At 41.4% G+C, this 26661-nt stretch carries 17 protein-coding genes; 9 read left to right on the top strand and 8 right to left on the bottom strand.

What is annotated here, in order from left to right; all coding sequences use genetic code 11:
* Window positions 1-384 precede the first annotated feature (384 nt).
* The 7 genes from purN (at window position 385) to rodA (ending at window position 8483) form a co-directional block, all read left to right on the top strand.
* Window positions 385-963, top strand: coding sequence for a phosphoribosylglycinamide formyltransferase (gene purN, locus R2S10_RS16800; RefSeq protein ID WP_316841579.1), 579 nt, complete (start codon window positions 385-387; stop codon window positions 961-963).
* A gap of 145 nt (window positions 964-1108) precedes the next feature.
* The gene (gene purH, locus R2S10_RS16795; protein WP_316841578.1) at window positions 1109-2635 is read left to right on the top strand and encodes a bifunctional phosphoribosylaminoimidazolecarboxamide formyltransferase/IMP cyclohydrolase; all 1527 of its coding nucleotides are present in this window, start codon (window positions 1109-1111) and stop codon (window positions 2633-2635) included.
* Between the two features lie 88 nt (window positions 2636-2723).
* Window positions 2724-3746, top strand: a complete 1023-nt coding sequence (locus tag R2S10_RS16790) for a rod shape-determining protein (protein WP_008246482.1) — start codon at window positions 2724-2726, stop codon at window positions 3744-3746.
* A 102-nt stretch (window positions 3747-3848) separates the two neighbouring features.
* A complete protein-coding gene (gene mreC, locus R2S10_RS16785) occupies window positions 3849-4688 on the top strand; it encodes a rod shape-determining protein MreC (RefSeq protein ID WP_316841577.1) in 840 nt (279 codons plus the stop codon).
* Window positions 4678-5193 (top strand): rod shape-determining protein MreD, encoded by a 516-nt coding sequence (gene mreD / locus R2S10_RS16780; protein ID WP_316841576.1) that lies wholly within the window; start codon window positions 4678-4680, stop codon window positions 5191-5193. The genes mreC and mreD overlap by 11 nt, the downstream gene beginning before the upstream one ends.
* On the top strand, window positions 5193-7217 hold the full coding sequence (mrdA, locus tag R2S10_RS16775) for a penicillin-binding protein 2 (protein WP_316841575.1): 2025 nt from the start codon (window positions 5193-5195) through the stop codon (window positions 7215-7217). The genes mreD and mrdA overlap by 1 nt, the downstream gene beginning before the upstream one ends.
* Window positions 7218-8483 (top strand): rod shape-determining protein RodA, encoded by a 1266-nt coding sequence (rodA, locus tag R2S10_RS16770; RefSeq protein ID WP_316841574.1) that lies wholly within the window; start codon window positions 7218-7220, stop codon window positions 8481-8483.
* On the opposite strand, the gene R2S10_RS16765 is transcribed toward rodA, so the two are convergent.
* Complete coding sequence (locus tag R2S10_RS16765) at window positions 8476-9648, bottom strand: hypothetical protein (RefSeq protein ID WP_316841573.1); 1173 nt, start codon at window positions 9646-9648, stop codon at window positions 8476-8478. The genes rodA and R2S10_RS16765 overlap by 8 nt on opposite strands.
* Before the next feature lie 100 nt (window positions 9649-9748).
* Here R2S10_RS16765 and R2S10_RS16760 point away from each other — a divergent pair, with 100 nt between their 5' ends.
* Together R2S10_RS16760 and R2S10_RS16755 are read left to right on the top strand one after the other, a co-directional pair.
* Window positions 9749-10324, top strand: a complete 576-nt coding sequence (locus R2S10_RS16760; protein WP_316841572.1) for a thymidine kinase — start codon at window positions 9749-9751, stop codon at window positions 10322-10324.
* Between the two features lie 61 nt (window positions 10325-10385).
* A complete protein-coding gene (locus tag R2S10_RS16755) occupies window positions 10386-11507 on the top strand; it encodes a lipid II:glycine glycyltransferase FemX (protein ID WP_316841571.1) in 1122 nt (373 codons plus the stop codon).
* Between the two features lie 118 nt (window positions 11508-11625).
* On the opposite strand, the gene R2S10_RS16750 is transcribed toward R2S10_RS16755, so the two are convergent.
* The 7 genes from R2S10_RS16750 to R2S10_RS16720 form a co-directional block, all read right to left on the bottom strand.
* Complete coding sequence (locus R2S10_RS16750) at window positions 11626-13674, bottom strand: glycoside hydrolase family 2 protein (RefSeq protein WP_316841570.1); 2049 nt, start codon at window positions 13672-13674, stop codon at window positions 11626-11628.
* 4 nt (window positions 13675-13678) lie between these two features.
* Window positions 13679-15262, bottom strand: a complete 1584-nt coding sequence (locus R2S10_RS16745) for a discoidin domain-containing protein (RefSeq protein WP_316841568.1) — start codon at window positions 15260-15262, stop codon at window positions 13679-13681.
* 50 nt (window positions 15263-15312) lie between these two features.
* Window positions 15313-16761 (bottom strand): hypothetical protein, encoded by a 1449-nt coding sequence (locus R2S10_RS16740; RefSeq protein WP_316841567.1) that lies wholly within the window; start codon window positions 16759-16761, stop codon window positions 15313-15315.
* A gap of 145 nt (window positions 16762-16906) precedes the next feature.
* On the bottom strand, window positions 16907-18649 hold the full coding sequence (locus R2S10_RS16735) for a RagB/SusD family nutrient uptake outer membrane protein (RefSeq protein ID WP_316841566.1): 1743 nt from the start codon (window positions 18647-18649) through the stop codon (window positions 16907-16909).
* Window positions 18650-18668: 19 nt separating this feature from the next.
* Entirely contained in the window at window positions 18669-21752 is a 3084-nt protein-coding gene (locus R2S10_RS16730; RefSeq protein WP_316841565.1) for a TonB-dependent receptor, read from the bottom strand.
* Between the two features lie 37 nt (window positions 21753-21789).
* Complete coding sequence (locus R2S10_RS16725; protein WP_316841564.1) at window positions 21790-23451, bottom strand: RagB/SusD family nutrient uptake outer membrane protein; 1662 nt, start codon at window positions 23449-23451, stop codon at window positions 21790-21792.
* A gap of 4 nt (window positions 23452-23455) precedes the next feature.
* Window positions 23456-26527: a TonB-dependent receptor gene (locus tag R2S10_RS16720; protein ID WP_316841563.1), complete on the bottom strand. Its 3072-nt coding sequence runs from the start codon at window positions 26525-26527 to the stop codon at window positions 23456-23458.
* Window positions 26528-26661 lie beyond the last annotated feature (134 nt).

Below are 26661 nucleotides of genomic sequence, written 5' to 3'. Positions count from 1 at the left end.
CATAAATAGAAAAACTAGGAAAAGCAGGGAATTCCCGGGGCTGGCACCCGGAAAAGACCTGAGTTCAGAAGCTGTTGGCTTAGGGTTCAGTTAGGGTCTGGATACCTATCGACTATAGCAACCCTAACCCAACCCTAAGCCAACCCCTTCCGAACCCTATTCCAACCTGCCACTCTTCCCGGGCAGAGCCCATCCTCTTTTCATTTTTTTTAAACGTAGTCCACACTGCATAAAAACAAGTCTCAACTCCCTATCCCCGATCAAAAAAGACAAAAAGCAACAAAAAGCTTCCAATAAAGCCTTAAAATACTATTTTTGAAAAATATTATCAGCCTTTTTAAATAGGCAGAGCCCGCTTGATTTCTATTAAATCTAAATGCACCTATGAAAAAACGCATCGCTATATTCGCTTCAGGCTCGGGTTCTAATGCCCAGAAACTAATGGAGCATTTCAAACATCACCCGGAAGCGGAAATCGCATTGGTACTAACCAACAATCCTGACGCTTACGTATTACAACGTGCAGATAATTTCGAAATCCCTTCTCATATCTTCGATAGGAATGAATTTTATCATACCGACAAGATCATTGGCTTGTTGAAAAATTTAGAGATCGATTTAATTGTCCTTGCGGGATTCTTATGGCTGATTCCAAAAAACCTGATCCAGGAATATCCAGGAAGAATTGTCAATATTCACCCTGCAATCCTACCTAAATTTGGTGGAAAAGGCATGTATGGCGACCATGTACACCATGCAGTAATGGCAGCGAATGAAACAGAAGGCGGCATTACCATTCATTATGTAGATGAAAACTACGATGAAGGAGAATACATTTACCAGGCAAAATATCGAATTGAAAAAGATGATAACCTGGAAATGATCAAATTCAAAGGTCAGCAACTAGAGCATAACCACTATCCACGTATCGTAGAAACGATCATCAAAAAGATCAAAAAATAGCAGGAATTTCCGAAGGTTTTCTTTCTAAAAAGGGTGTAAAAAAGAGCGCCGGGATTAGAAAGATAATCTTCCTTTAATATACTGCAAATAAGCATTTGACATTAAAAGAAAAATGGGTACTTTTGCGGCTCAAAATTTTTCTCTAATGAGTCAATCGATAAAGATCAAAAACGCTTTAATTTCAGTTTATTACAAGGATGGTTTAGAACCTTTAGTTCGCCTGTTAGCTAAACAGGGTGTCCAGTTATTCTCTACTGGTGGTACCGAACAATTTATTAAAGACCTAAATCTGCCGGTTACAGCAGTGGAAGACCTTACAGGTTATCCTTCTATTTTAGGAGGCAGGGTAAAGACATTACACCCTAAAGTTTTCGGTGGTATTCTTAACAGAAGAGGCCTGACTTCAGATCAGGAGCAGATCAATGAATATGAGATCCCTGAAATCGACCTGGTTATTGTGGACTTATACCCATTCGAAGAAACACTAAAAGCTGGTGGTTCTGAAGAAGAAATCATTGAGAAAATTGATATCGGTGGTATCTCTCTAATCAGAGCAGCTGCTAAAAACTTCAATGACGTAGTGATTTTGGCTTCAAAAGACGACTACGCAACCTTACAACATCAATTAGAAGAACAAGAAGGTGAAACTACAATTGCACAGCGTAAAGCTTATGCAAAAAAAGCATTCCATACTTCTTCTCACTACGATACGGCCATCTTCAACTATTTCAATACTGAAGAACCTCTTAATGTATTCAAACAAAGCATCAATACTGCTCAGGTATTAAGATATGGCGAAAACCCACACCAACAAGGTGTATTCTATGGCGATTTAAATGCCATGTTCACTAAATTGAATGGTAAAGAGCTTTCTTATAACAACCTGGTAGACGTAGATGCTGCTGTAGCTTTAATCGATGAATTCGAAGAGCCTACATTTGCCATCTTAAAACATACCAATGCTTGTGGTGTAGCTTCAAAAGCAAGCATCAAAGAAGCATGGGATACTGCATTAGCTTGTGATCCTGTAAGTGCTTTCGGTGGTGTATTGATCGCTAACCGTGAAATCGACTTAGCAACAGCTACTGAAATCAACAAATTGTTCTTCGAAGTATTGATCGCACCATCTTACCAACCGGAAGCTGTTGAGCTTTTCCGCGCGAAAAAGAACAGAGTAATCTTACAGAGAAATGAAGTAGAATTGAGCAAAAAACAATTCAAAACTTTATTGAATGGTGTGATTGAACAAGATAAAGATCTGATCATTGAAAATGCTGATCAAATGACTACAGTAACGGAGAAAACGCCTACTGCTGAAGAACTTAAAGATCTTTTCTTTGCCAATAAAATTGTTAAACATACCAAATCTAATACCATCGTATTTGTAAAAAACAACCAGTTGCTATCAAGTGGTGTTGGTCAGACCTCAAGAGTTGATGCCTTGAAACAAGCCATCGTTAAAGCAAATGCATTCAACTTCCCATTAGAAGGTTCAGTAATGGCATCTGATGCATTCTTCCCATTCCCGGATTGTGTAGAAATTGCAGCTGAAGCAGGTATTACTGCAGTTTTACAACCAGGTGGCTCGATTAAAGATGCTGACTCTATCAATATGGCGAATGAGAAAGGCATCGCAATGGTTACCACGGGTATTAGACATTTCAAACACTAATTTATTTAACTGCGAATACAATAAAAAGACGTAGTTTTACATTACTATAGTATACAGAATTTTTAATACTTAAATTATCACCTAATAAATGGGTTTATTTAATTGGTTTACACAAGAGGTAGCTATCGACTTAGGTACGGCTAACACTCTAATTATACATAATGACAAAGTAGTAGTGGATGAACCATCTATTGTTGCTTTCGACAGACAAACAAATAAAATCATCGCTATTGGCCGTCAGGCCATGCAAATGGAGGGAAAGACGCACGATAATATTCGTACCGTTAGACCGCTGAAAGATGGTGTAATTGCCGATTTTAATGCCGCAGAAGCGATGATCAAAGGAATGATCCGCATGCTGAATGGTGGTAAAGGATGGATGTTCCCTTCGTTAAGAATGGTAATTTGTATCCCTTCCGGTATCACTGAGGTAGAGAAACGTGCAGTAAGAGATTCAGCAGAAATCGCAGGCGCTAAAGAGGTTTACCTGATTCACGAACCTATGGCAGCTGCTGTAGGTATCGGAATTGACGTAGAAGAGCCGATGGGTAACATGATCATCGATATAGGTGGTGGTACTACTGAGATCGCGGTAATCGCGTTATCTGGTATCGTTTGCGACCAGTCGATCCGCGTTGCCGGAGATAACTTTGACTCTGACATTGTGAATTACATCCGTCGTCAGCACAACATTATGATCGGTGACCGTACTGCAGAAAAAATCAAGATTGAAGTAGGTGCGGCACTGCCTGAACTTACTGATCCACCTGCAGATTTCGCAGTTCAGGGAAGAGACTTAATGACAGGTGTACCGAAACAAATCACCGTTTCTTACACTGAAATTGCACATTGCCTGGACAAATCTATTTCGAAAATTGAAGAAGCAATTCTTAAAGCATTAGAGATCACTCCTCCAGAGCTTTCTGCAGATATTTACCAGACTGGTATTTACCTGACAGGTGGTGGTGCCCTATTGCGCGGTTTAGATAAACGTGTAGCGGCAAAAACCAAACTTCCAGTACACGTTGCCGAAGATCCTCTTCGTGCGGTAGTACGTGGAACAGGTATCGCCCTGAAAAACATTGGTGGTTATAAATTCTTAATGCAATAAAAAGTACCCTGAGTTTAAGTTTTATGTATTTCCCGGCTCAAGCCTTTAAGGATACTTAAAACTTAAACTCAGTTTACAAACTAAAACCCCGAATCGAAAAGTATGCGTAACCTTTGGATTTTTATAAACAGATACAACGCATTTTTCTTTTTTATCATTTTCTTTACTATTGGAATTTATCTGACAGTGAGTAATAACTCCTATCAGCGTAGCGTAACCGTTAACTCCACCAACGAAGTAGTCGGTACCGCTTATAAAAACCTGAACGTATTAAAAAAATACCTCAATCTAGGGGATGTAAATGATAGCTTAGCAGCAGAAAATGCCAAGCTAAAAACAGAACTTCTTGCACTTAACAGTATCGACAGTGCGAAAAATGTAGTCGTTAAAGACACGCTCAACAATACTCAATACACCTACCTCTCGGCAAGAGTAATCAAGAATTCGATTACACTAAGGAATAATATCATCACAATTAACCGTGGTACTGCTGATGGCATTGCCAGTGGCATGGCGGTGATCTCTCCGGGGAAAGGCGTAGTAGGGTACATACGAGATGTTTCAGAACACCTGGCCACCATTGAATCTTTATTACATAAAGACACTAAGGTGAGTGTGACCCTTAAGAAAAATAATGCCTTGGGTACTTTAGTATGGGGAACCAAGAACTTTGACTATAGAAAGGCCTATATCAAAGATGTGCCCAACCACTTCAAAATTGCCTTAAAAGATACAGTGGTGACCTCTGGTTTCTCCCGCTTCCCTCCAGGCATACCCGTAGGTAGGGTGAGCAATACCGGCATCTCCACAGGGGATAATTTCATGACGATCGAAATCGATCTTTTCAATGATTTTAGTACCTTACAATATGTATATGTCATCAAAGACAAATTAGCAGAGGAACAGAAAGCTTTAGAATCAAAATTGCCAAATGAACAGTAAAATAATATTGGTAAACATCTTCAGATGGTTCTTACTACTTTTTATTCAGATCATATTACTTAGAAACCTGAGCTTTTACAGCCTGGCAACACCCTTTGTCTATATCCTGTTTTTACTATTACTGCCTTTTAAAATACCAAACCTCCTGCTCTACCTGATTGCTTTTGTAACAGGTCTAACATTGGATGCGTTTTATGATACATTAGGCGTACATACCGCAGCCTGCGTGACCCTGGCATTTGTCAGGATCTCCTTTATCGCTGTAACCGTAAACAAAGACAATTTCGACGAACCAGAACCTACCCTTGGAAATATGGGCTTCAAATGGTTTAGCATTTACGCTACCCTTTGTACCTTCGCACACCATCTGGTGCTATTTTTCCTGGAAACATTCCGTTTAACAGAATTCTCCTACACCTTGTTAAGGTGTTTATTGAGCGCTATCTTTACACTATTTTTAATCATACTCATAGAATTTATATTCTATAACAGGAAGGCACGCTAATGGACAATCTGTTTAACCGTAAATACATTATTCAGGGTTTATTTATCGCTGTTGCCTTAATCTTACTCGGCACACTTTTTTACATTCAGGTGGCCAGCGACAAGTATTTCCTTTCTGCGGAAAGTAATGTGTTGCGCAAAATCTACACCTTCCCTGCAAGAGGGGTAATTCTCGATAGAAATGAAAAGATATTGGTTCAGAATGAGCCGGTATATGACTTGATGGTGATCCCAAATCAGGTGAAAGAATTTGATACCCTCTCACTGATCAACATCATCGGTATCGATATGAAACGCTTTAAGAAAAGTTTCAATAAAGCAACGGTGCAGTCGCGGTATCAACCCAGCATTTTTGAGAAACAACTTTCCGTACAGATTTATGCCGCTTTATCTGAACAGCTTTCCCGTTTTCCAGGCTTTTTTGTACAAAGTAGAACAGTTAGGTATTATCCTGACAGCGCCGCAGGCCATTTCTTCGGTTATGTAAAAGAGGTATCCAAGAAAGATATTGAAGAGAGCAACGGCTATTACCGCCCCGGTGATTATATCGGTAAAGCAGGTGTAGAAAAACAATATAATGATGTTCTCCGTGGTGAAAAAGGAATCATCAACATGCTTTATGATGCCAGAAATGTTCCAAAAGGAAGTTATGCGGAAGGAAAATTTGATACCCTTGCCAAATCTGGAGAAAGAGTAGTTTCTTCCCTGGATTTCCGCATTCAGAAACTAGGTGAAGAGTTGATGAAAAATAAGGTGGGCAGTATTGTCGCCATTGAACCCGCAACCGGAGAAATTCTAGCCTTTGTAAGTAGCCCCGGTTACGATCCTAACCTCATGGTAGGCCGTCAGCAGGGAAATAACTATATGGACCTGATTAACCTGGACAAAAATCCAAATCGCGTATTTACGGTGCGTCCGATCCAAGGTTACTATTCGCCAGGATCTTCGTTTAAACCTCTGGATGCATTATTGGGTTTACAGGAAGGAGTAATTGATCCGAATACCACCTTCAATTGCCCAGGCTATTATATGGCCGGAAATCACAGGGTGAAATGTGAACACGTAGATGGAAATATCAGTTTGAGAAAAGGTCTGGCCAGGTCTTGTAATACTTACGCGCTTTATGTATTCCAGAAACTACTCACCCAAAAGAAGTTCAAAAGTCAACGAATCGCCTACGAAGAATGGCAAAAGAAGGTAAGGAAATTTGGTATTGGTGAAAAACTAGGCGTAGATCTTCCTGCCGAACGTACCGGAAATTTATACGCTGCAGATCACTACAATAAGAAATACGGCAACCGTTGGGGATATACTACGGTGATCTCCTTAGGAATTGGTCAGGGAGAGATGGATGCTACGCCATTACAGATGGCCAATATCATGGCCATTATTGCCAATAAAGGATTTTACGTGAAACCCCACCTGATTAAAGCAATCGGTGAAAACAAGGTCATCAAAAAAGAATATGCCCGCAAAAATTATGTAGGTGTAGATGCCCGACATTTTGATCCGGTAATTGACGGAATGCAGGATGCAGTAAATGCACCATGGGGTACGGCCAGACAATCAGCGATAGAAAATATCCTGATGTGTGGTAAAACGGGTACCGTACAAAATCCACGTGGGAAAAACCACTCCGTATTTATCGGCTTTGCTCCTCGTGACAATCCGAAGATTGCTATTGCCGTAGTAGTGGAAAATGCAGGTTATGGAAGTTCTTATGCTGCACCAATTGCCAGTTATATTGCGGAGAAATACCTTAAAGACAGTATTGCGGTCAACAAAAGAGCCAGCGTAGAATGGATGAAAAAACAAGTCATTTTACCGGTTCCGAAAAAACCAAAGCCAAAACTAAAACCATTGTTGAGCGACTCCTTGAAAAAAGATTCCGCAAGCAAATCATTAAGTCCGGCAAAGGTATTACCAGCACCGGCAGCCGCAGGAACAACACCTTCAGCCATCACCACAACAGTGCCCAGTAAAATAGTAACCAGTCCAGTTAAACCGATTCATATCATAAAATAAATGACAACACAACAAGGCAACCGTTTCTTTTTCAATGTAGACTGGATCACCATCCTACTCTATGTGGCCTTGTGTACCATTGGTTTTGTCAACATCTATGCTTCAATCTTTAATGGTGCGGAATCCAGCCAGTTTAGCTTTGCCACCAATTATGGGAAACAGCTGATCTTTATCATTACCGCGCTGATCCTGGGCTTTTCCATCTTATTATTGGATGCCAAGTTTTTCAGCGTCTTCTCCCCCATTGTTTATGGGATCACCATGTTGCTGCTCATTGCCGTACTCGTAGTAGGAAGAAAAGTAGCCGGAAACCAGGCCTGGATCCCATTGGGCAGCTTTAGGCTCCAGCCTTCTGAGCTGGCAAAGTTTGGTACTGCCCTACTGATTGCCCGTTATGTGAGTACTTTTAACCCTAAATTCAGAGATGTAAAATCAATATTTTTTGCCGCTGTAATTGTAGGGATCCCCTTGTTTCTGATCCTCTTGCAACCGGATATGGGATCGGCATTGGTCTTCTTATCCTTCATGTTTCCACTCTACAGAGAAGGACTTTCAGGTTATTTCCTGCTGATATTTTTAGGAATGATCGTGTTGTTTATCGCTGATTTCCTGGTTCCTGCACAAATATTAATTCCCCTCATCCTCGCTATAGGTGGTCTGTTTATCTATCAGAACAGAAGAAGACATAAGGTGATGATCTCTTGTATCATCGTAACCGTGATTGCAATTGGCTACCTGTTTCTGGTAAAAGTGGCGTACGACAAGGTTTTAGAGCCTCACCAGCGCACCAGGATTGAGATCATGCTAGGACTTAAGACAGATCCGAAAGGGGCAGGATACAACGTAATTCAGTCTAAGATCGCAATTGGATCAGGACAGCTTACCGGAAGAGGGTTTTTAGAAGGTACACAAACGAAATATGGCTATGTACCAGAGCAAAGTACCGACTTTATCTTCTCCACCATTGGTGAAGAATGGGGCTTTGTAGGTTGCTTTACCGTAATTGCACTGTACATCTTTATGCTGCTGCGGATCATCAATCTCGCCGAGCGACAGCGCTCTACATTTTCCAGGGTATATGGGTATTGCGTGGCCAGTATCATCTTTTTCCACGTATTCATCAACATAGGAATGACCATCGGGATTATTCCCGTGATCGGAATTCCTTTGCCTTTTATCAGTTACGGTGGTTCCTCGCTATGGAGTTTCACCGTATTGCTGTTTATCTTCTTAAAATTGGACTCTAACCGGATGGGCTTTATTTAGTCGGGAAACGCTGGTGTAATAACTCATAAAATTTAGCAACCGTTGCAGATTTTCCTGCCCAATTGTTCTTTTCTGCATAGTTATTTTGCAGGAAGGAATCCGCAGTATTAAAATCAGACATCTTATTCAGCAGGTCTATCACCTCCGCATAAGCCAGGTTATAACCGTTAAACAGGTCTTTTATGTACAGCATTTTATCGTTTAGATTGATGCCATGTTTCAGGTCTGTTAAGGTGTTTCTTTGCGGGTCTGAATTGGTTGTATTTTGATTTGTACCCAACTGACTTGCCAAACGCTCGTTTAAAGACATCGGTTTGGCTGGTTCTACAGGAGTTTCCGCTACCACAACCTCTTCTACTACAATTTTTTCTACTACGATCTGCTCAGCAATAGGATCTGGCTGCAATTCTGTACGGGCAGGAGGAACAATATCCTCTTCTTTAGCCACCAAAAAGGGCTCAGGACCAATCTCGTCTTCTAATTCTGTCTCCTTCGTCTGTTGCTGTTCTTCCTGTTCTCTTAATTTTTGCTTTTGCGCAATGATCTGTTCTTCCTCCGGACTCAAAGGGCGGTCAAAAATGTCGTCCACAGATTTCTCTTCGAACTCAAACTTATCCGTTGCCCCAATATCTTTCAGGATGAACTCAAAAGTAGAAGGCTCTTTATCTAGTTTAAAGGATTCCCTTTCAAAGGAAGATTCGGTAAACAATTCGTTAGGGTGTGCTGGTGTTTCCGCAATTACCGGAGTTTGAAATATCGGTTTTTCTTCTTGTACCGGTACTTCTTCGGTTATCGAAGGTGCTTCGGTCAATAAGTTTTCCTCTTGAAATGGCTTTTCTTCTGATACCGGAATTACATTTTCTGAAGGGTAATTCCATTGTTGTGGAGCCGCAGCTGGACTTTCCCAACTCATTTGCTTGGAGGATGCGGAAGCTTCAGCAACCGGATCCGGACTCGTATGTTCAGGAATTTCCTTCACAACTTTTGCTGCATTTAACTTCCTGACAATCTGAACATGATCTGATAAAAAGTTGGCATTGGCCATAAATAGTTCCAGCTCTAACTCATTTAACTGTTGCTGGTTTCTTGCCAAATAGGCGTATTGATCTTGAAGTTCTTCTAAAATCAATCCTATCTTTCTAAAAATATCTTCTTGGTTCATCATAGGCTAATAACGACAAATTTGATGTTTTATGTTGGTAACTTGCTACTCAAAAGTACTACAAAATTTCGATATTAGTGGGCTATAAAGATCAGTATCATAGATGTTATTCAGCGAACAAAATTACAGAAGAGGAGAGTTTTGCGGGAGTATAGAGGTAATTTGTGGCTCTATGTTTTCAGGTAAAACGGAAGAATTATTAAGAAGATTAAAACGTGCAGCAATTGCTAAACTAAAGGTAGAAATCTTCAAGCCTGCCACTGATACCAGATATGATGATCATGATGTGGTTTCACATGATAAAAACTCCGTACACTCTACCCCTGTAGACAACTCCGCAGCAATCCTGTTATTGAATACCGATGTACAGGTAGTGGGAATTGATGAAGCACAGTTTTTTGATGAAAACCTGCCCGAAGTATGTAATATCCTCGCCCAACGTGGCATTCGTGTGATCGTTGCCGGTCTGGATATGGATTTCAGCGGAAAGCCTTTCGGCCCAATGCCAAATTTAATGGCCATCGCAGAACTAGTAACCAAAGTGAATGCCATATGTGTTCGTTGTGGCAGTCCGGCGGCCTATTCTTACCGTACCGTAGCCAATCAAACAAAAGTACTTCTGGGAGAGAAAGATAGCTATGAGCCGAGATGTCGCCCTTGCTTCCATGCCAGAGACTAATCTGTCTTAAATTGGCTTATCATCTTATTATTCCCGACCTTTGCGGTTGGAAAGGAAAAAGATGAATATAGCCATTGATAAAAAAAACATTAAAGAAGTTTATGAGACTTCAATTGTTCAGCAGACAGCATTCTGGTCGGAAGTAAAAACCCAACAAGGCCTCCAATCTAAAGCATTCAATTTTAAAGTCAACAATGAAGACATTTATCATGATGCTTTAACGAATACTTATACCCATGCTGATTTCTTAGTATTACTCCAGCCCTTAGACAGCGAACATAGCATTGCCTATGTTCCATACGGCCCGGAGATTGAACCCAATGAAGAATACCAGGGAAAATTCCTGGAAGAACTTTCGGAGAACCTCCGAGAACACCTTCCTGAAAAATGTATCCTGATCAGGTATGACCTGGCCTGGGAATCCCATTGGGCAAAAGAAAATGATAGTTATGACGAATCCGGGATCTGGAATGGTCCCCCTGAAAAGAAATATCAGGAGTTCCGTTTTAACTTTAACACCAGCAATTGGAACCTGAAAAAGACAAATTCAGATATCCTGCCTTCAAATACCATTTTCCTGGATCTGCAAAAGGACGAAACTACCTTACTGAATTCCATGAAAGCTAAAACCAGGTACAACATCAACCTTTCTCATAGAAAAGGCGTAAATGTAACCAGAGTAGGAATGGAGAACCTTCATGTATGGTATGCTTTGTATCAGGAAACTGCGATTAGAAACCGTATTCATATCAATGATATTGAGTATTTCAGAACCGTGCTTGCGGCGCGTGCAGAAGATACTGCTTCGCCGGCAGAGGTAGAATTGCTACTGGCAGATTGCGAAGGGCAACCACTTGCCGCGATGTTCCTGGTAATTTCCGGACAAAGAGGAACCTATCTTTATGGCGCTTCTTCTTCCAGCAACCGGAATTATATGGCCACCTATGCCCTGCAATGGGAAGCAATGAAGATTGCTAAAAATAAAGGTTGTCTGGAATACGACTTTTTTGGTGTGGCACCGCAGCCAGATCCTGCCCATCCCCTATATGGTCTTTATAAGTTTAAAACCGGCTTCGGTGGGGAGTTATACCACAGAATGGGATGTTGGGATTATCCACTAAACATGGAACAATACCACCGCTTTATTGCAGCAGAAATGCAAAGTCAGGGTTACCACCTCTAAATTATAAAAGGGATCATCCCTAAAATACAAATGGCCCTTTGAGATTTTCAAAGGGCCATTTTGTTAGTACTACCTGACTTGAAAGGAAGTGTTTCCCAAGGATAAAAATATTCCGGAATTATTGAAGTACCCAGGTACAGGTATCTTCCAAAACTCCCGAAGCAGATTTTGCTTTTACCAACAGTTCATTTTTTCCTTTATTCAGCTTTAGCTCTTCCCAAAGGATCGTATTCATGGCGTTCTTTTTTCTCTTGCCCATACTTTTACCATTGACCCATAGCTCAGCATCCGGCAAATTGCTATACACCTTAACTGTGGTTATCGCTTTAGTACGTGCAGTATTTCTTCGCTCTGCGAGATACACCATCGGTTCCGGATTCCAGTTTGCTTTATAAAAGTAAAAGGCGTCCTTTTTAACCTTGCGATCATAGGTAACCAGTCCTTTGTCGTTGATCCCGTTAACGTCTCCTTCCGTCCTGATCGCAGAACCGAAATCAGCCAATACCCAAATAAATTTACCCCATACAAAAGGACGTTTCTTCAATTCTTCCCAATGTTTTTCATGGAATGCTGTTTGCCATTCTTCCGGATGAAAGCGTCCTTTTGGTTCCGGTGCAGTTAAGTCTTCCGTGTGTTTGAAAGGACTTGCACCTGCCCCATACTCAGAGATTGAAATCGGTCTGGATGGCAAAGTTTGGTGAGTTTGATCAGCCCATTTAGCAACTTGATCAAAGCGGCCACCATACCAGCCGAAATACTGATTCCAGCCCATCAAATCACTCAGATCCGTAAAATTGCTGCTGCCAAGATTGGAGGCCAGGGTGGTTAACCTTCCCGGATCTTCCGCTTTAGCTAAGGCATTCAACTCCTTGATAAAAGGCTGCGGATCGTCATAATTAAGTTTCAACTCATTGAATAAACCCCAGAAACATACAGATGGGTGGTTGTAGTTCTGACGAATTAGCTCTTTTAACATCTTCTTTGTATTTTCTTCCAGTTGCGGATCTTTGACATAGCCCGTTCCGGTGTATCCACCAGGGCCAACAAATGGAATTTCCGACCATAGTACCAGGCCATTTTGATCTGCTAAGTCGTAAAAATGCTTGCTGTGTGGATAATGGGTTAATCTTGCTGCTGTAGCGCCTAACTCCTTCATCAGCTCCATATCCTGATTATGGTCGGCATCGGTTAAAGCCGAACCTTTCCCTGACCAGTCTTCATGCCTGCCGGCACCATATAAATTGAGGTATTTCCCATTCAGAAAAAAGCCCTTATCCGGGTCTACGCGATAATAGCGTAAACCCAGAGGTTGAGCAATATGATCAATTACTTTTCCATCCTGCAGCAGTTCTACGGATACGCGATACAAATAAGGATCTGCTTTCCCATTCCATAGATGCGGTTTTTGAATGCGCATCGCTGTTTTCATTTCCGTAGCCCCATTTACAGGTGTACTGATGGAACGTACTTCCTTCCCTTCCTGATCAAAAAGGGTAGTTTTAAGCGTTAATTTTTTAGCATCAGACAAAGATAATTTTGTCAGTATTTCCAATTCCGCTGAATTTTCTGAAACCGCTTTCTGTGTCAGGTAAACTCCTGAAGAACCATAATCCAGCGGACTGATACAATTCTTTTCCGTTACGATCAAGGAAACCGGGCGATGCAGGCCACCATAGATATTGAAATCGCCATGCAATGGAATCACATCCAGACGGTAGGCATTACTCACCTGCACAGCAATTGAATTGTCGCCAGGTTTTACATAGTCTGTAATCTCTACCGCAAAGCCTGTATAACCGCCCTTATGTTCGCCCACAGATTTGTTGTTTACAAATACGGTAGCCACACTATTGGCGCCTTCAAAATAAAGAAACAGCCTTTTAGCAGCCCATGCCTGTGGAACATTTAGCTTGTTCTCATAAATCGCAGAAGTTCGCTTGTACTCCGCCACTCCTTCTAATACCTCATTGGCATTCCAGGTATGTGGCAGATTTACGCTTTCTTTTTTTATACCAGTTTCAAAATTGTAAGCATAATAAAATTGCCAGTTGGTATTAAATGGAATGGTTTCCCGTCCATTTAGTACATTAGAAATAGGTTTTGCTGTAGTCACAGCCAGTTGAAACAGAAAGAAGAGGATCGTGGCAATAATTTTTTGTCGATGCATTATATTAATTTTTGTAAAGGCCTATCTCGGCGAATTGTGCGAATTGTTCGCCATCCCAGCTTGATTTGGCTAGAATTTTAAAATATCTAAAGGTTAATGGAGCATTAAAGGCAAAGTTTTGAATAGAACCCAGCTTAGGGATGTTTAAATTCGAAGCCAGGGTAAAGTTGATGCCATCAGTACTATACAAGATATCTGTGTTTTTAATGGCACGTCTATCGCCATTTAATATGGTAAAGCCATCCAGGGTTTTAACAGATCCGATATCTACGGTAATAAAATGAGGGTAACTTGCGGCTGGTGACACTGACCATTGGCTATGCCATCCGGTAGACAAGTTATTATCAATCACATTTGCTGCAACAGCAGTGGTTTGCTGAGAGCTGAAGCCCGCAATAGACCAACCCGTTTTACTGATTTCATCTTTAGTACTGAAGTCTAAAACCGGCAAAGCATTCACAAACTGATAAGCATAGCTATTCTCAGTAACCGTACCATTTTCATGTACCAATTTCAAACGCAATTCATAAGGACTACCGTCTTTATATTTAAAATCAGTAATGGGCATTTCCACATAAAAACTGTCTGTGCCAATTGCTTTGGACTCCCAGGTTACCGCATTATAATCTTTGTTTACCCCTACTCCTTCGTTGTTCACATTCGGGTCATTATAATAAACGATGCTGTTTACTTTGGTATTACTGGTAAATCTACCGGAAAGCACAATCGCTGCTTTTGAAGCTGAATAGTCTGCATGGATTTTAGTTACCCTTGCTGTAACAGCACCATAATAGGTTTTACTGTCGTTGTTAAAGATCTGGTTGACGTTAAGAATCGCACAATCTGCGGCGGTCAGGAAGGTTTTGGATTTACCCAGCGTTCCATTTCCTGCCCACATTAAAGCCATACCAAGCGTAGCATTTTCAGAAACTTTCTGGCAGTTGTGTGGTAGGTTTAATCCATGACCAAGTTCATGCACCAATCCACCAAACCATACGCTGAATCGGTTGCCTTCTGTGTCGGTTTTCCCAAGGTTCTTGATGTCCATACCTTCATAATCTAAGGCAAAACACCATTTTCCCATACCGTAGAATGGTCCACCACTAGGGGTACCATCTGGTCGGAATTCATATCTAGGCAGGATCACCAGGATATGCTCGCTTGTTTTTTCCGTAGGATGGGCTGTAAAGTAGGCGTTAATTTCTGCCTGTACATTGCCGGCACCACCAGAGTAGGAATAATCGCTCTTCGGCTTAGTACCCCGGATGGTGATGATCTTTACACGATTAATGGCCAGGTCTGCAAACATGCCAAAGGTCTTGTTTGGATAACCATTGCGGAGCATTTCTTCCTTCATGTAATTCTGTGTCCATAACATCAACTCGCTTAAGCGTCGTTCGTAAGCAGGAAGGGTATCCAGATCATTAGGCACAAAATAAACCAGGTTCAAATTCCTGGATTGCGGACTGCTGTACACCGTATCAGTCGATAATTCTACAGTGCTTAGTTCTGTTGCGACTTCGGATTTTTTACACGCAACAAAACTGGTTGCCAGGACGAGGCAAAGGGCTAAAATTTTGGTTCTCATAAATTTGTTTTAGGGATGATTGATTATGTATATACTTTAAATATAATAATTTAGAGAACGTTTTCAATTTTCAACACCTTTATGAAATTCCATGGAAATTCTTTCAGATTTTTTTTCTTTATAGGAGCCCCTTCTTTAACATTTAATAGCTTCTCCTTTCCAATAACATTTCCTTTAAACACGTTTCCAGTCCAGCTCAATGCTCCATATTGTTTTGCAGATTTGTTGAAAATCCCCTGAGATAACCCAGCATATTCAAAGATGTTATCTTCGAAAACCACGTTTTTAGGAACACCATGTTCGATATCTATCAATTCCATTTTCACAGAATCTAAACCACTATTATAGAAAACATTTCCGCTGATTCTAGTGTCATCTGTTACTAAAGCAAAATTGAACAGGCGCTTGCGTTTATTTCCATCATTAATACTAAGGTTATTCCTAATGATGCTATTAGTAGTCATTCTGCTTTTAGCATTGATAGCATCTGAAATCACCAACATAAAGCCACCATCGTTATCATGACTGTAATTGTTCTGGATAATGGTATTGTTGCAATTCCCATCAATATCAAATGACTGCCCATCATTAGACCAGTCCAGATTTTTAGTGTAAGCCACTTCATTGTATTGAATAATGGTATTGTCGCTGCTGTGTGGCCAAATGCCCACCGCATTGTCTTTAGCACGGGTTCTGATATGAAATAGTTTATTATGCTCCACTAAAGAACCATCAAAAGCTTTAACCACAATACCATCTCCGCCAATATCTTCCAAGGTACAGCCACGAATGATCAGGTTCTTGTTTGGGAACCAGTTGTTACGAAATCCAAAGGTGCCATTTCCACGAATCCCATTCCGGTCTACCTTAACCACTTTACAGTTTTCAATGAGCAGGTTTTCAATATTACTTGGCTTAGGTCCCTGACAATCCCAGAAAATCCCATTGCCCTCATTACTTCCTTTTTTATTGTCGCCATTTACATCGTGTACATATAAATTAGACAGGCGGATGTTGCGAATTGTTCCGATATTTTCTGAAAGAATCCTAACTCCGGTAGGGCCTGTTTTTTGAACTTTAACTGCCGTATCCAGATTAGAAATATCCAGATATTCCAAACTGATATAACTGATGTTTTTAAGCAATACTGCATCTTTAAATTTACCATTAGCAGCGATTGCCGGTAAATCCCCTTTGCCATAAGCGCTAATCACAATGGGCTTACCTTCCATCCCTGAACCTTTTGGCAGAAGCTGACCTTCCCATTTACCTCCTCTTTTGAAAAAGACTTTATCACCGGCAACCAGGGTTTGTGCATTCACTTTGGCCAGAGACTTCCAGGCCAATTTCTGCGACTTACCGGAATGTTCGTCATTTCCATTCTGGCTGTCCACATAATACTTACTCATTCTGATCAACGCTTGTGCTTTTACACTGGTGCTACCTCCAACTATTAAAAACACCATCATCAAACTGCAAAACAGGGATTTACTTCTCATCTTCTAAGGGTATAACAGACCCGGGGATCTGTTTATTTTAAATTATTTTTTTGCGGTTAAAGTACTAAAAAGAGACGAGGCCATTTCCCCCGTCTCTTTCATTTATTTTAAGCTTAAAAGCTCCTTACAACGCAATGTTGCAAACCTACCAACCTGGATTCTGGACAAGCTTAGGCGACTTTGCAAGCTCAGTCTCCGGAATTGGGAACAGGTAAAATGCAGCTCTGAAAAAATGTGGTTTCAGATCGATCACTTCATAAGTCAGATTATTCCCTGTTTTAGTGATTTTCATGCCTTTTAACATCACATTATCGGTTACTTCAGCAATTTTCCATCTCCTCACATCCCAAATTCGGTGTTCTTCCAGTGCCAGTTCCACACGACGCTCATTCTGAATCACCAACCGCATATCAGCTTTGCTGATATTAGACTTAAGGCCATAATTACCATCTGCACCAGGTAAAATACCTGCACGTTTTCTGATCTGGATTAAAGTGCTGTATACCTCAGGAACTGCTCCTTGGTATTCGTTAAAAGCCTCTGCATAGTTCAGCAGGATTTCTCCATACCTGATTAAAGGATAAGAACGTTCCGTGTTTCCGGAGCCATCTTCCATCATCATTTTACGCCAGTAATAACCTGGAATGGTGATCGGTCCCGTAGCTATTGGTCCATCAGGACTAGAACCAAGAAATGTATTTACTGCAACCATCGCATTACTGCTACCCAGGAAAAACTTCGAACCATTATAAATGATGCTGTTTCCAAAACGTGGATCTCGTTTCACATACGGATCATTTGGGTTATATCCTGAAGCAGGATCAGTAATTGGCAAACCATTTTCCATTCCAAAAGCATCCACTAACTGTTGAGTTGGTGCGCTGGACTTGCCAGAACCTGTTCTGGAAGTTGGTAATAAATTGTTTTCATATTCACGGTTAGGCGCTTTCATTCCGCCAAACAGATACTCTCGGTTGTAGCGTGTTAAAAACACTGAGTAAAAACCATAGCCCATACGGGTTACATTGTCTTCCTTTAAAGAATAAGTCCCTGTATTGATGATGTCTTTAGCGGCATCTGCAGCTTTTTTCCAACGTTCTGCATCTGCATTCGCGTAACCGGTTAAGTTTTTCAAAGTAGCATCTGTCGCAATTCCGCCGCCATTAAACAGTGGACTGGCAGCATACAGTAACATTCTCGATTTCAACCCCATGCAAGCGCCTTTGGTCACACGCCCATAGTCTTCTTGCCGCTGCGTATCGAAATCTGGTAAATCTGCCGCCGCAGCTTCACATTCCTTCAGAATATAGTCTACACAATCGCTATAATTAGCCCGTGGCATATCAATATTATCTGAATTTCCGAAAGTCGCATCTCCAATCAAAGGCACACCACCATATACTTTTACCAGTTGAAAGTAGTACCAGGCACGTAGAAAGCGGGTTTCAGCCTTCAATCTTGTCTTTAAACCAGCACTCAGCGGACTCCTATCTATGTTTAACAGAAATACATTCGCTCTGCGGATATTCTCCCATGGCGTTTTCCAATTGTTAAGCACCTGGACTTGTTTGCTCACATTGGTACTGGAGGCAGAGAGCGCTCCACTGGCCATCAGGATCGCATCATTTTGCGGCCCAGTATAGCGCACCGGTACTGCTTCATCCGATACTACCGGGTGGCCTCCACCTTCCCACCTATTGGCGTCAAAATTAAATCCGACGTCGGTATAAAGTCTGGTTAAAAAGGAAATCGTGCGGGAACTATCGGCAAAAGTAGTGGCTTCATTCAGGTCGGTGGCAATTTTTGCATCCAGGAAACCTCCCTTTTTGCAAGCCCCAGCTGATAGCAGCACCACAGCCATCACCAGGTATATAAATTTTATCTTCATGGTCTTGAGATTTTAATCGTTATAAGGAGAAAGTAACACCGAAATTATAGATGCGTTGATTTGGATAAGCACTAATCGCTCCGGTTGTATTGATGGAACCAGAAGTATTAGTTGATTCCGGATCTGCCTGATAGAACTTATCAACGTTAGTCCAGGTGATCAGGTTATATCCATTAGTATATACCCTGATGCCTTTAAAACCAAGTGGTTTTACCCATGACTTTGGTAGCTGGTATCCAATTTCCATTGATTTTAAACGCAGGTATTGCGCATCTACTAACCAGAAATCGGAAAGAGAAACATTGGCACGGCTAATCGTGTTGTTGGTACCCAATAATGGGAATTTCGCATTATTACCCAGTTCAGGTGTCCAAGACTGCAAGTGAATCGGCTGGAAATTAGCCGATAATGGCTCGATCGCTTCCGAAGCAAAATACATACTGTAATCAAAAGCACCTTGAAGCAACATACTGAAATTGAAGTTCTTGTAGGTAAATCCTAAGGTCAGCCCCAGAACCGTACTTGGTAAATTCGGACTACCGATAGCGCGCTGATCCAATGCATCAATGATCCCATCCCCATTCAGGTCCTTATATTTTAAATCACCTGGTTTAACCGGAGTCGTTGGAACTGCACTACTGCTAATGTCGGCTGCACTTTGGTAATAGCCGTCAAACACATAACCGAATCCTTGTCCGATAGGCTGTCCGGTTCTCGCTAACCAAGGGTAACGTGGATTGGCCTCATCCCTGAACACAATCTTGTTTTTCGCATAAGAAAAGGTACCTCTGGCAAAATATTGCAGATCCTTATAGTTGTTTTTGTAGTTGATTTCTCCATCCCAACCTTTGTTGTTTACCTTACCGATATTCATTGGCGGCAGGCCAACACCCATAATTAGTGGAACACTGGCTCTGGCGGTTAAAATATCATACCTATTGTTGTTAAAGTAATCCACCGTAAAAGACAGCTTTCCTTCAAACATAGAAACATCTAAACCAATATCTGTTTTATTCTCTTTTTCCCAGGTGATATTGTCATTTCCTAATGCACCTTCTTTAATTCCCACATAATTATTGTGTTGCTGACCGAAAGAATAAGAGCCATCAGTAGTATAAATCTGGTCATAGACGAACTTCGCAGAACCGATATTATCCGAACCTACCAATCCATAGGAACCACGGATTTTGAACAGGTTGATAAAAGGAATGCTTTTTTTGAAGAAAGACTCTTCGGCAATATTCCAACCTGCAGATAAAGCAGGGAACCAACCATATCGCTTTTTACCTACAAATTTATCCGTTCCGTTATACGCAGCGTTAAACTCGAAAAGGTATTTCTGTTTGTAATCATAGCCAGTTCTCATGGTCATTCCCCTAAAATTGGCAGGAATACTGGAATCAGCTACATCATTGTCATTCTGAATATAACTGTTTTGGTTATACAGTCCCAAAGCATAAACGCGATGGTCGCCAAAATTACGATCGTAGTTTAAAGAAGCCTGAACGTTAGTTGTTCTGGAAGCCCCCCCTCCACCGCCGGTTATGTTATATGGAGGAATACGATAAACTGTAGCATCTTTTGGCGTATACACGCCAGTTTCCTGGTTGTAGTAATACATCGGGAAATTGGTATTGGACCGCCTTAAACTTCTGGTGTTAACCTGCGCACTGGCATAAGAGATCAACGCTTTTGCCGATAATCCTGAAGTCAGCATATCCAGTTTTTGAGTACCACCAAAAGTGATGTTCAGATCGTTATCATAGGCTCTGTTGTAGCCTTGTGTAGCTAAACGACCTATAATATTGACACCGCCCAAATTAGAACCAGTAGCATAACTACCATTCGGATTATATGTTGCATAAGCAAATGGCGGTAAGAAGTTGTAACTGTAGATTTCTCCGATCAGACCATTTCCATTCGGACTGTTGGTAATTGGATCATTGGTTTCACCAAAACGGCCGGTCATATCTAACCGGAAATTTAAGGTTTTTGTGGCCTGTACATCTAGGTTGGAACGGAAATTATAACGCTTATAATAATGCTTGCTGTTCACTTCACTTGCTGAACTGAAATCTTTTAGCGCCCCATTTTGCCACAGGTAGCCCATAGAAACGAAGTATTTCACACTTTCTGTACCACCGGAAATGTCCAGGTTATTTCTGGAAATCAAGGAAGAACGATCCATTAGTGTATTATACCAATCGATATCAGGATGGCCATAAGGATCGGTTCCGTCTTTAAAAAGCTGGATGTCCCTATCCGTAAAACGTAAGCTCTGGTCAGAGTTTTTTAAAGCCTGATTGGTCAGTATTGCCGCATCATAGGAACCTAAAAACACTGGATCAAAAGTTTTTTGCTGTAAGCCAAGTTCAGTTTTAAAATTGATAATTGGTGGCCCAACTGTTCCCCTTCTGGTCGTGATCACCAATACGCCATTCGCTCCTTTTACCCCATAGATGGCTGTAGTAGCCGCATCTTTCAGGATAGAGATACTCTCAATTTCATTCTGATCCAGTTGCGCAACATCCGAATAACTATACTCGATGTCATCTACAATGATTAATGGACGCTGATTGGGGGTATAACTACTCATCCCACGAATGAAGAAATCTGCTCCGTCTTTTCCCGGTTGTCCGGATCTTTGCTGTGAAAAGAAACCTGGCAAACGACCAGCAAGGGTATTCTGCACACTAGCAGAAGGATTTTGTCTGATCTCCGACCCGCTAATTGAACTTACGGCACCTGTATTGGTAATCTTCTTTTGTTTACCAAAACCAACCACAATCACCTCTTCTAATCCTTTAGCATCTACCGCAAGATTTACGGTAATATCCTGCTTATTGGCCACATTGACTTCCTGGCTCAGATAACCGAGACTCTTCAGCACAATGATATTGCTCTTGCCTTTTAAAGTCAACTGAAAACGACCGTCAGACCCGGTTTGAGTGCCATTTCCGGCAACTCCTTTCTCTGTAATGGTTGCCCCTGGAAGCGGCCCGCCGCTATCCTTTACCAGACCTTTGATCACTTTGCCTTGTGCAAAAATGAGCCCTGGAAGGAAAAAAACCATTGCAAGTGTTATATATATAAATCTTTGCATAACCTGTTTCTGTATATTTTAAATGAACCGGGAGGGCTTACCAACCTGGGTTTTGTGTTAAGTTTATGTTCTTGGTGATCTCCGAATATGGAATCGGATAACTGTACATCTTTGTTTTATCGAAAGTCACCGTTGACACTTCAAAAGGAGTGTAAGTGAATACCCCCGGCGTGGTTTGCAGGATCCTGATGCCATGCAATTTCCCATTCAATACCTGTTCGGCGATTTTCCACCTTCTGATGTCCCAGAAACGTTGCTCTTCGAAAGCCATTTCTACCCTTCTCTCATTTCTGATCGCTTCGCGTAACTGATCTTTAGAAAGACCCGCAGGCAAGGCAAAAGGCACTAAACCGGCACGTTGCCTGATGTCTTCTACCGCTTTTCGTATTTCCGTAGAAGGACCGCTATACTCATTCTGTGCTTCCGCAAAATTCAAGAGGATTTCCGCATAGCGGAAGATCACCGGATTGTGGGTCTGATTGCTGTAAGTGGTTGCCGTAGAGAAATCGGCCATAAACTTACGTGCATAATAACCGGTACGGGTTTGGGTAACGATACCTCCAGGTTTATCAAGTCCACCCTCAAAAGTTTGTACCGCACGTTTTACCCACATCATTCCATTGTGGAAAATGGTACTGTAAAAGCGTGGATCACGACCTACATAAGGATTAGCAGTGCTATAACCAGAACCCACATCGGTAATTGCTTTTCCGTTTTTCATGCCAAAAGCATCTACCAGTTCTTGCGTCGGACTGGTTAGTCCATTACTCGCCACCGCATCCGTATAACCAATCGGGGCATTATCTACCTCTACCGTAGTATTTACATTCTTTTGGTAAGCAAGGATCACCTCTTTATTCTTACGGTTTAAAAACAGGTTCTGAAAACTGCTTTCCAGACCAATTGTACCCGTTAAATTCATCAGCTCTTTTGCCGCATTTGCTGCGGCAAGCCATTTTGCAGGATCATTACCTGGATTGTACAGTGGACTGGCCAGGTACAGTAGCAAACGTGATTTTAAAGCCAGTGCCGCTGCTTTGGAAGCACGGCCAATGTCTGAATCCTGGATTGGGTTAGGTCTCAGCTTATCTTTAACTGCTTCCAGCTCCGATAAGATGTACTGTGCCACCTCATCCACGGTATTTCTTTTTAAGGCCAGATCATCCTGTAAGGTCAGAATTCTATCACCCAATAAAGGTACACCACCATAACGCTTTAACAGTTCAAAATAGAACATCGCCCTCAAAAAGCGGTTCTCCGCATACCAGTAGTTCTTTTCTACCAACATCGTTTCCTTGAAAGGCACCTTGCCCACATTGGCCAAATAGGTATTTACCCTTCTAATACCCGCATAGTTCCTTGCCCAGGCATCATCAATCGTATTGGAACTGCTGATCCTTCCATTGGTAAAGCCTTCTATATTACTCGCATTTTTCGAGGAAATGGCATCGTCACTTGCTGCATCTAACATATCGTTAGCGGTTATACTTCCAAAAACAGTTCCTATGCGATTAATACCGGTTGGCAATTGCACATATGTATCATTCAGGAAGTTTTTAGCATAATTCCCCAAAGAATCACTGGGATCAAAAATGACATCATCAGTCCATTGTTCCAATGGCGTTTGCTCAATATTATTTTTCTTACACGCGGTTAAACATAGTAATCCGCCGAATATGATGTATATAAATTGTTTCATAAGATTATAGTTTAATGTTGATACCAGCATTGAAAATTCTTAGCGCAGGATAACCTGTACCGTAAACTTCCGGATCGACACCCTTGTTATCAGAAATGGTAAATAGGTTCATTCCATTTGCAAAAACCCTGATCGAAGCTATTTTAAGCTTTGCAACCAATCTTTGTGGAACTGTGTAACCAACCTCCATATTTTTCAATCTCAGGTAATTCCCCGAACGCAACCAGAAAGAAGAAATCGCCTGATTGTTCGGATTAGTACCAATACCAAGACGTGGATAAGTAGCGGTGGCGGCAGTTTCAGGAGTCCACCTGTCGAGGTGGTGCTCAAATGCCTGTCCTTTTCCATCATTCTGGAATTCCCATTGCGTAGCACCCGATAAATAAATCATACGGTTTGCTGCACCCTGTAATAACGCACTGAAATCAAATCCTTTGAAATCAAACCCAAAAGACAATCCGTAATAAACAATCGCTTTGTTGTTTTTTAAAGCCTCCTGATCAAACTGGTTGATGATGCCATCACCGTTCAGGTCTTTATATTTTAGATCTCCCGGAACAGGGTTATAACCTTCGGTTTTAGGACTGCTCGCGATATCAGCCGCATTCTGGTAAAAACCATCTGCCTGGTAACCAAAAGTCTGGTCAGTACGCTGTCCGGTACGTTTCATCCAATCGTACTGGCGAAACACCTCATCCTGATATTTGATGATCTTACTGTTTGCTGTGAGATTTCCTGAAACATAGTAATTGAAATTGTTCAGGTGATTGCGGTAACTGGCCGTAAAATCCAGACCGCTGTAATTGGTGGTTCCAATATTCTCCTGTGGATAAATATTGCCGATAATCGAAGTGTTTTTCCCCCTCACCTGCAACAAATCAAAGTATTTATTGTGGTAATACTCGGTCGTTAAAGTCAGTTTGTCATTAAACAAGCCCAGGTCTAAACCCAGATTAAACTTGTCGGTTTTTTCCCATGTAATGTTCGCATTGGCCAACGTCAGCTCTTTAACAGAATATACAAAAGTACCTGAACCACCACCGAAATAATAACCTGCACCATCAGCAAAATATTGGTTATACACAAAGTATCCCGGATCTCCATTACCCGTACGACCATAAGAAGTACGAAGTTTCAGCGTATTCAGCCATTTCACATGGTCAGCAATAAAGTTTTCTTTAGCAATATTCCATCCCAGTCCTGCGACAGGAAAAAAGCCGAATCTTTTGTTGTCCGCATAACGATTTAATCCACTATAGCTCATCACTACCTCCGCAAGATATTTCCCCTTATAATCGTAATCCAGAGTAGTAGCCAAAGTCTGATAGTTTAGTGGCAAATCGCTCCCAACATAAATACTCTGAATATTCGCATTAACCAAAGCCTTCACATGGTGATCGCCAAAAGTTCTGTCGTAACCAGCAGAAAGTTCTGAATAGAAGTTTTTGTATTGATAGGTATTGATACTTTTACCGGCTACAATGGTTCCGTCAGTACCAAAACGCTTATAATTAATACCAGTAGGCCCTTCCTGTCCTTGATATACGGCAAATGTTTTGCCCCTGCTCGTCACCTCAGATAAATTGGTGTTGAAAGACACCAGACCTTTCAGCCATAATCCTTTGGTCACATCATCCAGCGTACGCTTAAAGGAAACATCTGCAGACATCTCTCTGCCGTAGCTTAAGGTGTATCCAGACTGTGTACTTTGTCCTAAAATATTGTTCGTAAAATCTTTATTTCCTCCTAAAGAACCATCAGGGTTCCGTACCGGATAAGCACCATTAGGCGTCGTTGCCAGTGCGTTAAAAATATTATTTACCCTCAGGTTCACCTCGCGACCGTTTATAGTACCCGAACCAAATGAACCCGGCGAATTCCCATTTTCAATCCTTCCGAACAAATTCAAATTCACCATCAGGTTTTTTGATAAATCCACATCGATATTGGTACGAACGATATATCTTTTGAAATCCGAATTTGTACTGTAAGTATTCTTATCCGAAGCTTTTAATAAGCCCTGTTGATCCAGATAATCCACGGCAAGGAAGTATCTGGCGTTATTTCCACCACCGGAAGTATTTAAATTGTAGCGTGTAAAGGGTGCGTTATCTTTTAAGATCTCTTTATACCAATCTACATTAGGATGTCCCATCGGATCGGACCCTATTCTAAAAGCCTCAAGATCGGCTGAGGTATATACCGGCAATTTACCATCGTTCAATAAAGCCTCGTTATACAGGGTCGCGTAATTAAAAGCGTCTAATGGTTTAGGTAAGTTCACCGGACTTTGCAAGCCGGTTTGTGCCGTAAAGGAAATCTTTTGCTTCCCTGCCTCCCCCTTCTTAGTGGTAACCAGAATAGCACCACCTGCACTACGCAGGCCCAACATTCCTGTAGCTAAAGCATCTTTAAGTACCGTTACCGATTCTATTTCATCAAAATCAATAGAAATTAGGTCTCTTGGAATACCGTTCACGATGATGGTTGGATTTTGTCCCCTTAGCGCATATCCCGCAGCATCTAATCCAGGAAGTCCCGTAGATTGTAAGGTAGATAATCCCGAAAGCCTTCCTGAAAGCGCATTGTTTAAGGCCGTTACCGGCGAACTTAACAAGTCTTTGGTATACACACTTTCGCTGGAAAGAATGCTGGTCAGCTTTTTCTGGGTATCGTAAAGTCGCTGGACAACTATTTGTTGTTTTTCAGATTCGGCCAATACCACGTTCAATTTGGTACCAGTCACTGTCATTTCCTGACTCAGATATCCTTTTAAGGTAAAAACAGCAACCTCTCCTGAATCGATCAAAAGAGAATAGTTTCCATTCTTATCCGAGGTCACAACAGTTCCGCTACTCTTGTCTTTTACAGAGACGCCAAAAAGCGGTTCGCCATAAATAGTCTGGATTGTTCCCTTGAGCAAGCCAGGGATTTCAGCTGAGCTGTTCGTTTCTTTAACACCCTTTTGAAGCTGGGCAGTTAAAGAGAGCGGGAAAAACAAGCCTATCATCAGCCCCTTAAAAAGAGTCTTTCCATACACTTGCATTCCCTTTACTTTTAAGTAAGGTTTCTTCATATTTGGTTTTTTGGTTTATGAGTTGTCTGGGGATACAACTACTTATTTGGTTTATCGTAAAGTTGTACGCAATCCAAAAAACATGGGGGTGAAAAATGACTCTTTTTAGGGTGAAAATCCCGTTAACATGGATA

It is taken from the genome of Pedobacter gandavensis (assembly GCF_032678745.1).
In the GTDB taxonomy this organism is placed as follows: Bacteria; Bacteroidota; Bacteroidia; order Sphingobacteriales; family Sphingobacteriaceae; genus Pedobacter; species Pedobacter gandavensis_C.
This window is presented reverse-complemented; position numbering and strand designations above follow the sequence as displayed.

Bases quoted from the DNA above. Each gene is read 5' to 3' on its own strand.
- mreC (WP_316841577.1), top strand. From the start codon at position 3,849: ATGCGTAACCTTTGGATTTTTATAAACAGATACAACGCATTTTTCTTT.
- R2S10_RS16725 (WP_316841564.1), bottom strand. From the start codon at position 23,451: ATGAAACAATTTATATACATCATATTCGGCGGATTACTATGTTTAACC.
- R2S10_RS16755 (WP_316841571.1), top strand. From the start codon at position 10,386: ATGAATATAGCCATTGATAAAAAAAACATTAAAGAAGTTTATGAGACT.
- mrdA (WP_316841575.1), top strand. From the start codon at position 5,193: ATGGACAATCTGTTTAACCGTAAATACATTATTCAGGGTTTATTTATC.
- R2S10_RS16790 (WP_008246482.1), top strand. From the start codon at position 2,724: ATGGGTTTATTTAATTGGTTTACACAAGAGGTAGCTATCGACTTAGGT.
- R2S10_RS16730 (WP_316841565.1), bottom strand. From the start codon at position 21,752: ATGCAAAGATTTATATATATAACACTTGCAATGGTTTTTTTCCTTCCA.
- purH (WP_316841578.1), top strand. From the start codon at position 1,109: ATGAGTCAATCGATAAAGATCAAAAACGCTTTAATTTCAGTTTATTAC.
- R2S10_RS16735 (WP_316841566.1), bottom strand. From the start codon at position 18,649: ATGAAGATAAAATTTATATACCTGGTGATGGCTGTGGTGCTGCTATCA.
- mreD (WP_316841576.1), top strand. From the start codon at position 4,678: ATGAACAGTAAAATAATATTGGTAAACATCTTCAGATGGTTCTTACTA.
- R2S10_RS16765 (WP_316841573.1), bottom strand. From the start codon at position 9,648: ATGATGAACCAAGAAGATATTTTTAGAAAGATAGGATTGATTTTAGAA.
- R2S10_RS16720 (WP_316841563.1), bottom strand. From the start codon at position 26,527: ATGAAGAAACCTTACTTAAAAGTAAAGGGAATGCAAGTGTATGGAAAG.
- R2S10_RS16745 (WP_316841568.1), bottom strand. From the start codon at position 15,262: ATGAGAACCAAAATTTTAGCCCTTTGCCTCGTCCTGGCAACCAGTTTT.
- rodA (WP_316841574.1), top strand. From the start codon at position 7,218: ATGACAACACAACAAGGCAACCGTTTCTTTTTCAATGTAGACTGGATC.
- R2S10_RS16760 (WP_316841572.1), top strand. From the start codon at position 9,749: ATGTTATTCAGCGAACAAAATTACAGAAGAGGAGAGTTTTGCGGGAGT.
- purN (WP_316841579.1), top strand. From the start codon at position 385: ATGAAAAAACGCATCGCTATATTCGCTTCAGGCTCGGGTTCTAATGCC.
- R2S10_RS16740 (WP_316841567.1), bottom strand. From the start codon at position 16,761: ATGAGAAGTAAATCCCTGTTTTGCAGTTTGATGATGGTGTTTTTAATA.
- R2S10_RS16750 (WP_316841570.1), bottom strand. From the start codon at position 13,674: ATGCATCGACAAAAAATTATTGCCACGATCCTCTTCTTTCTGTTTCAA.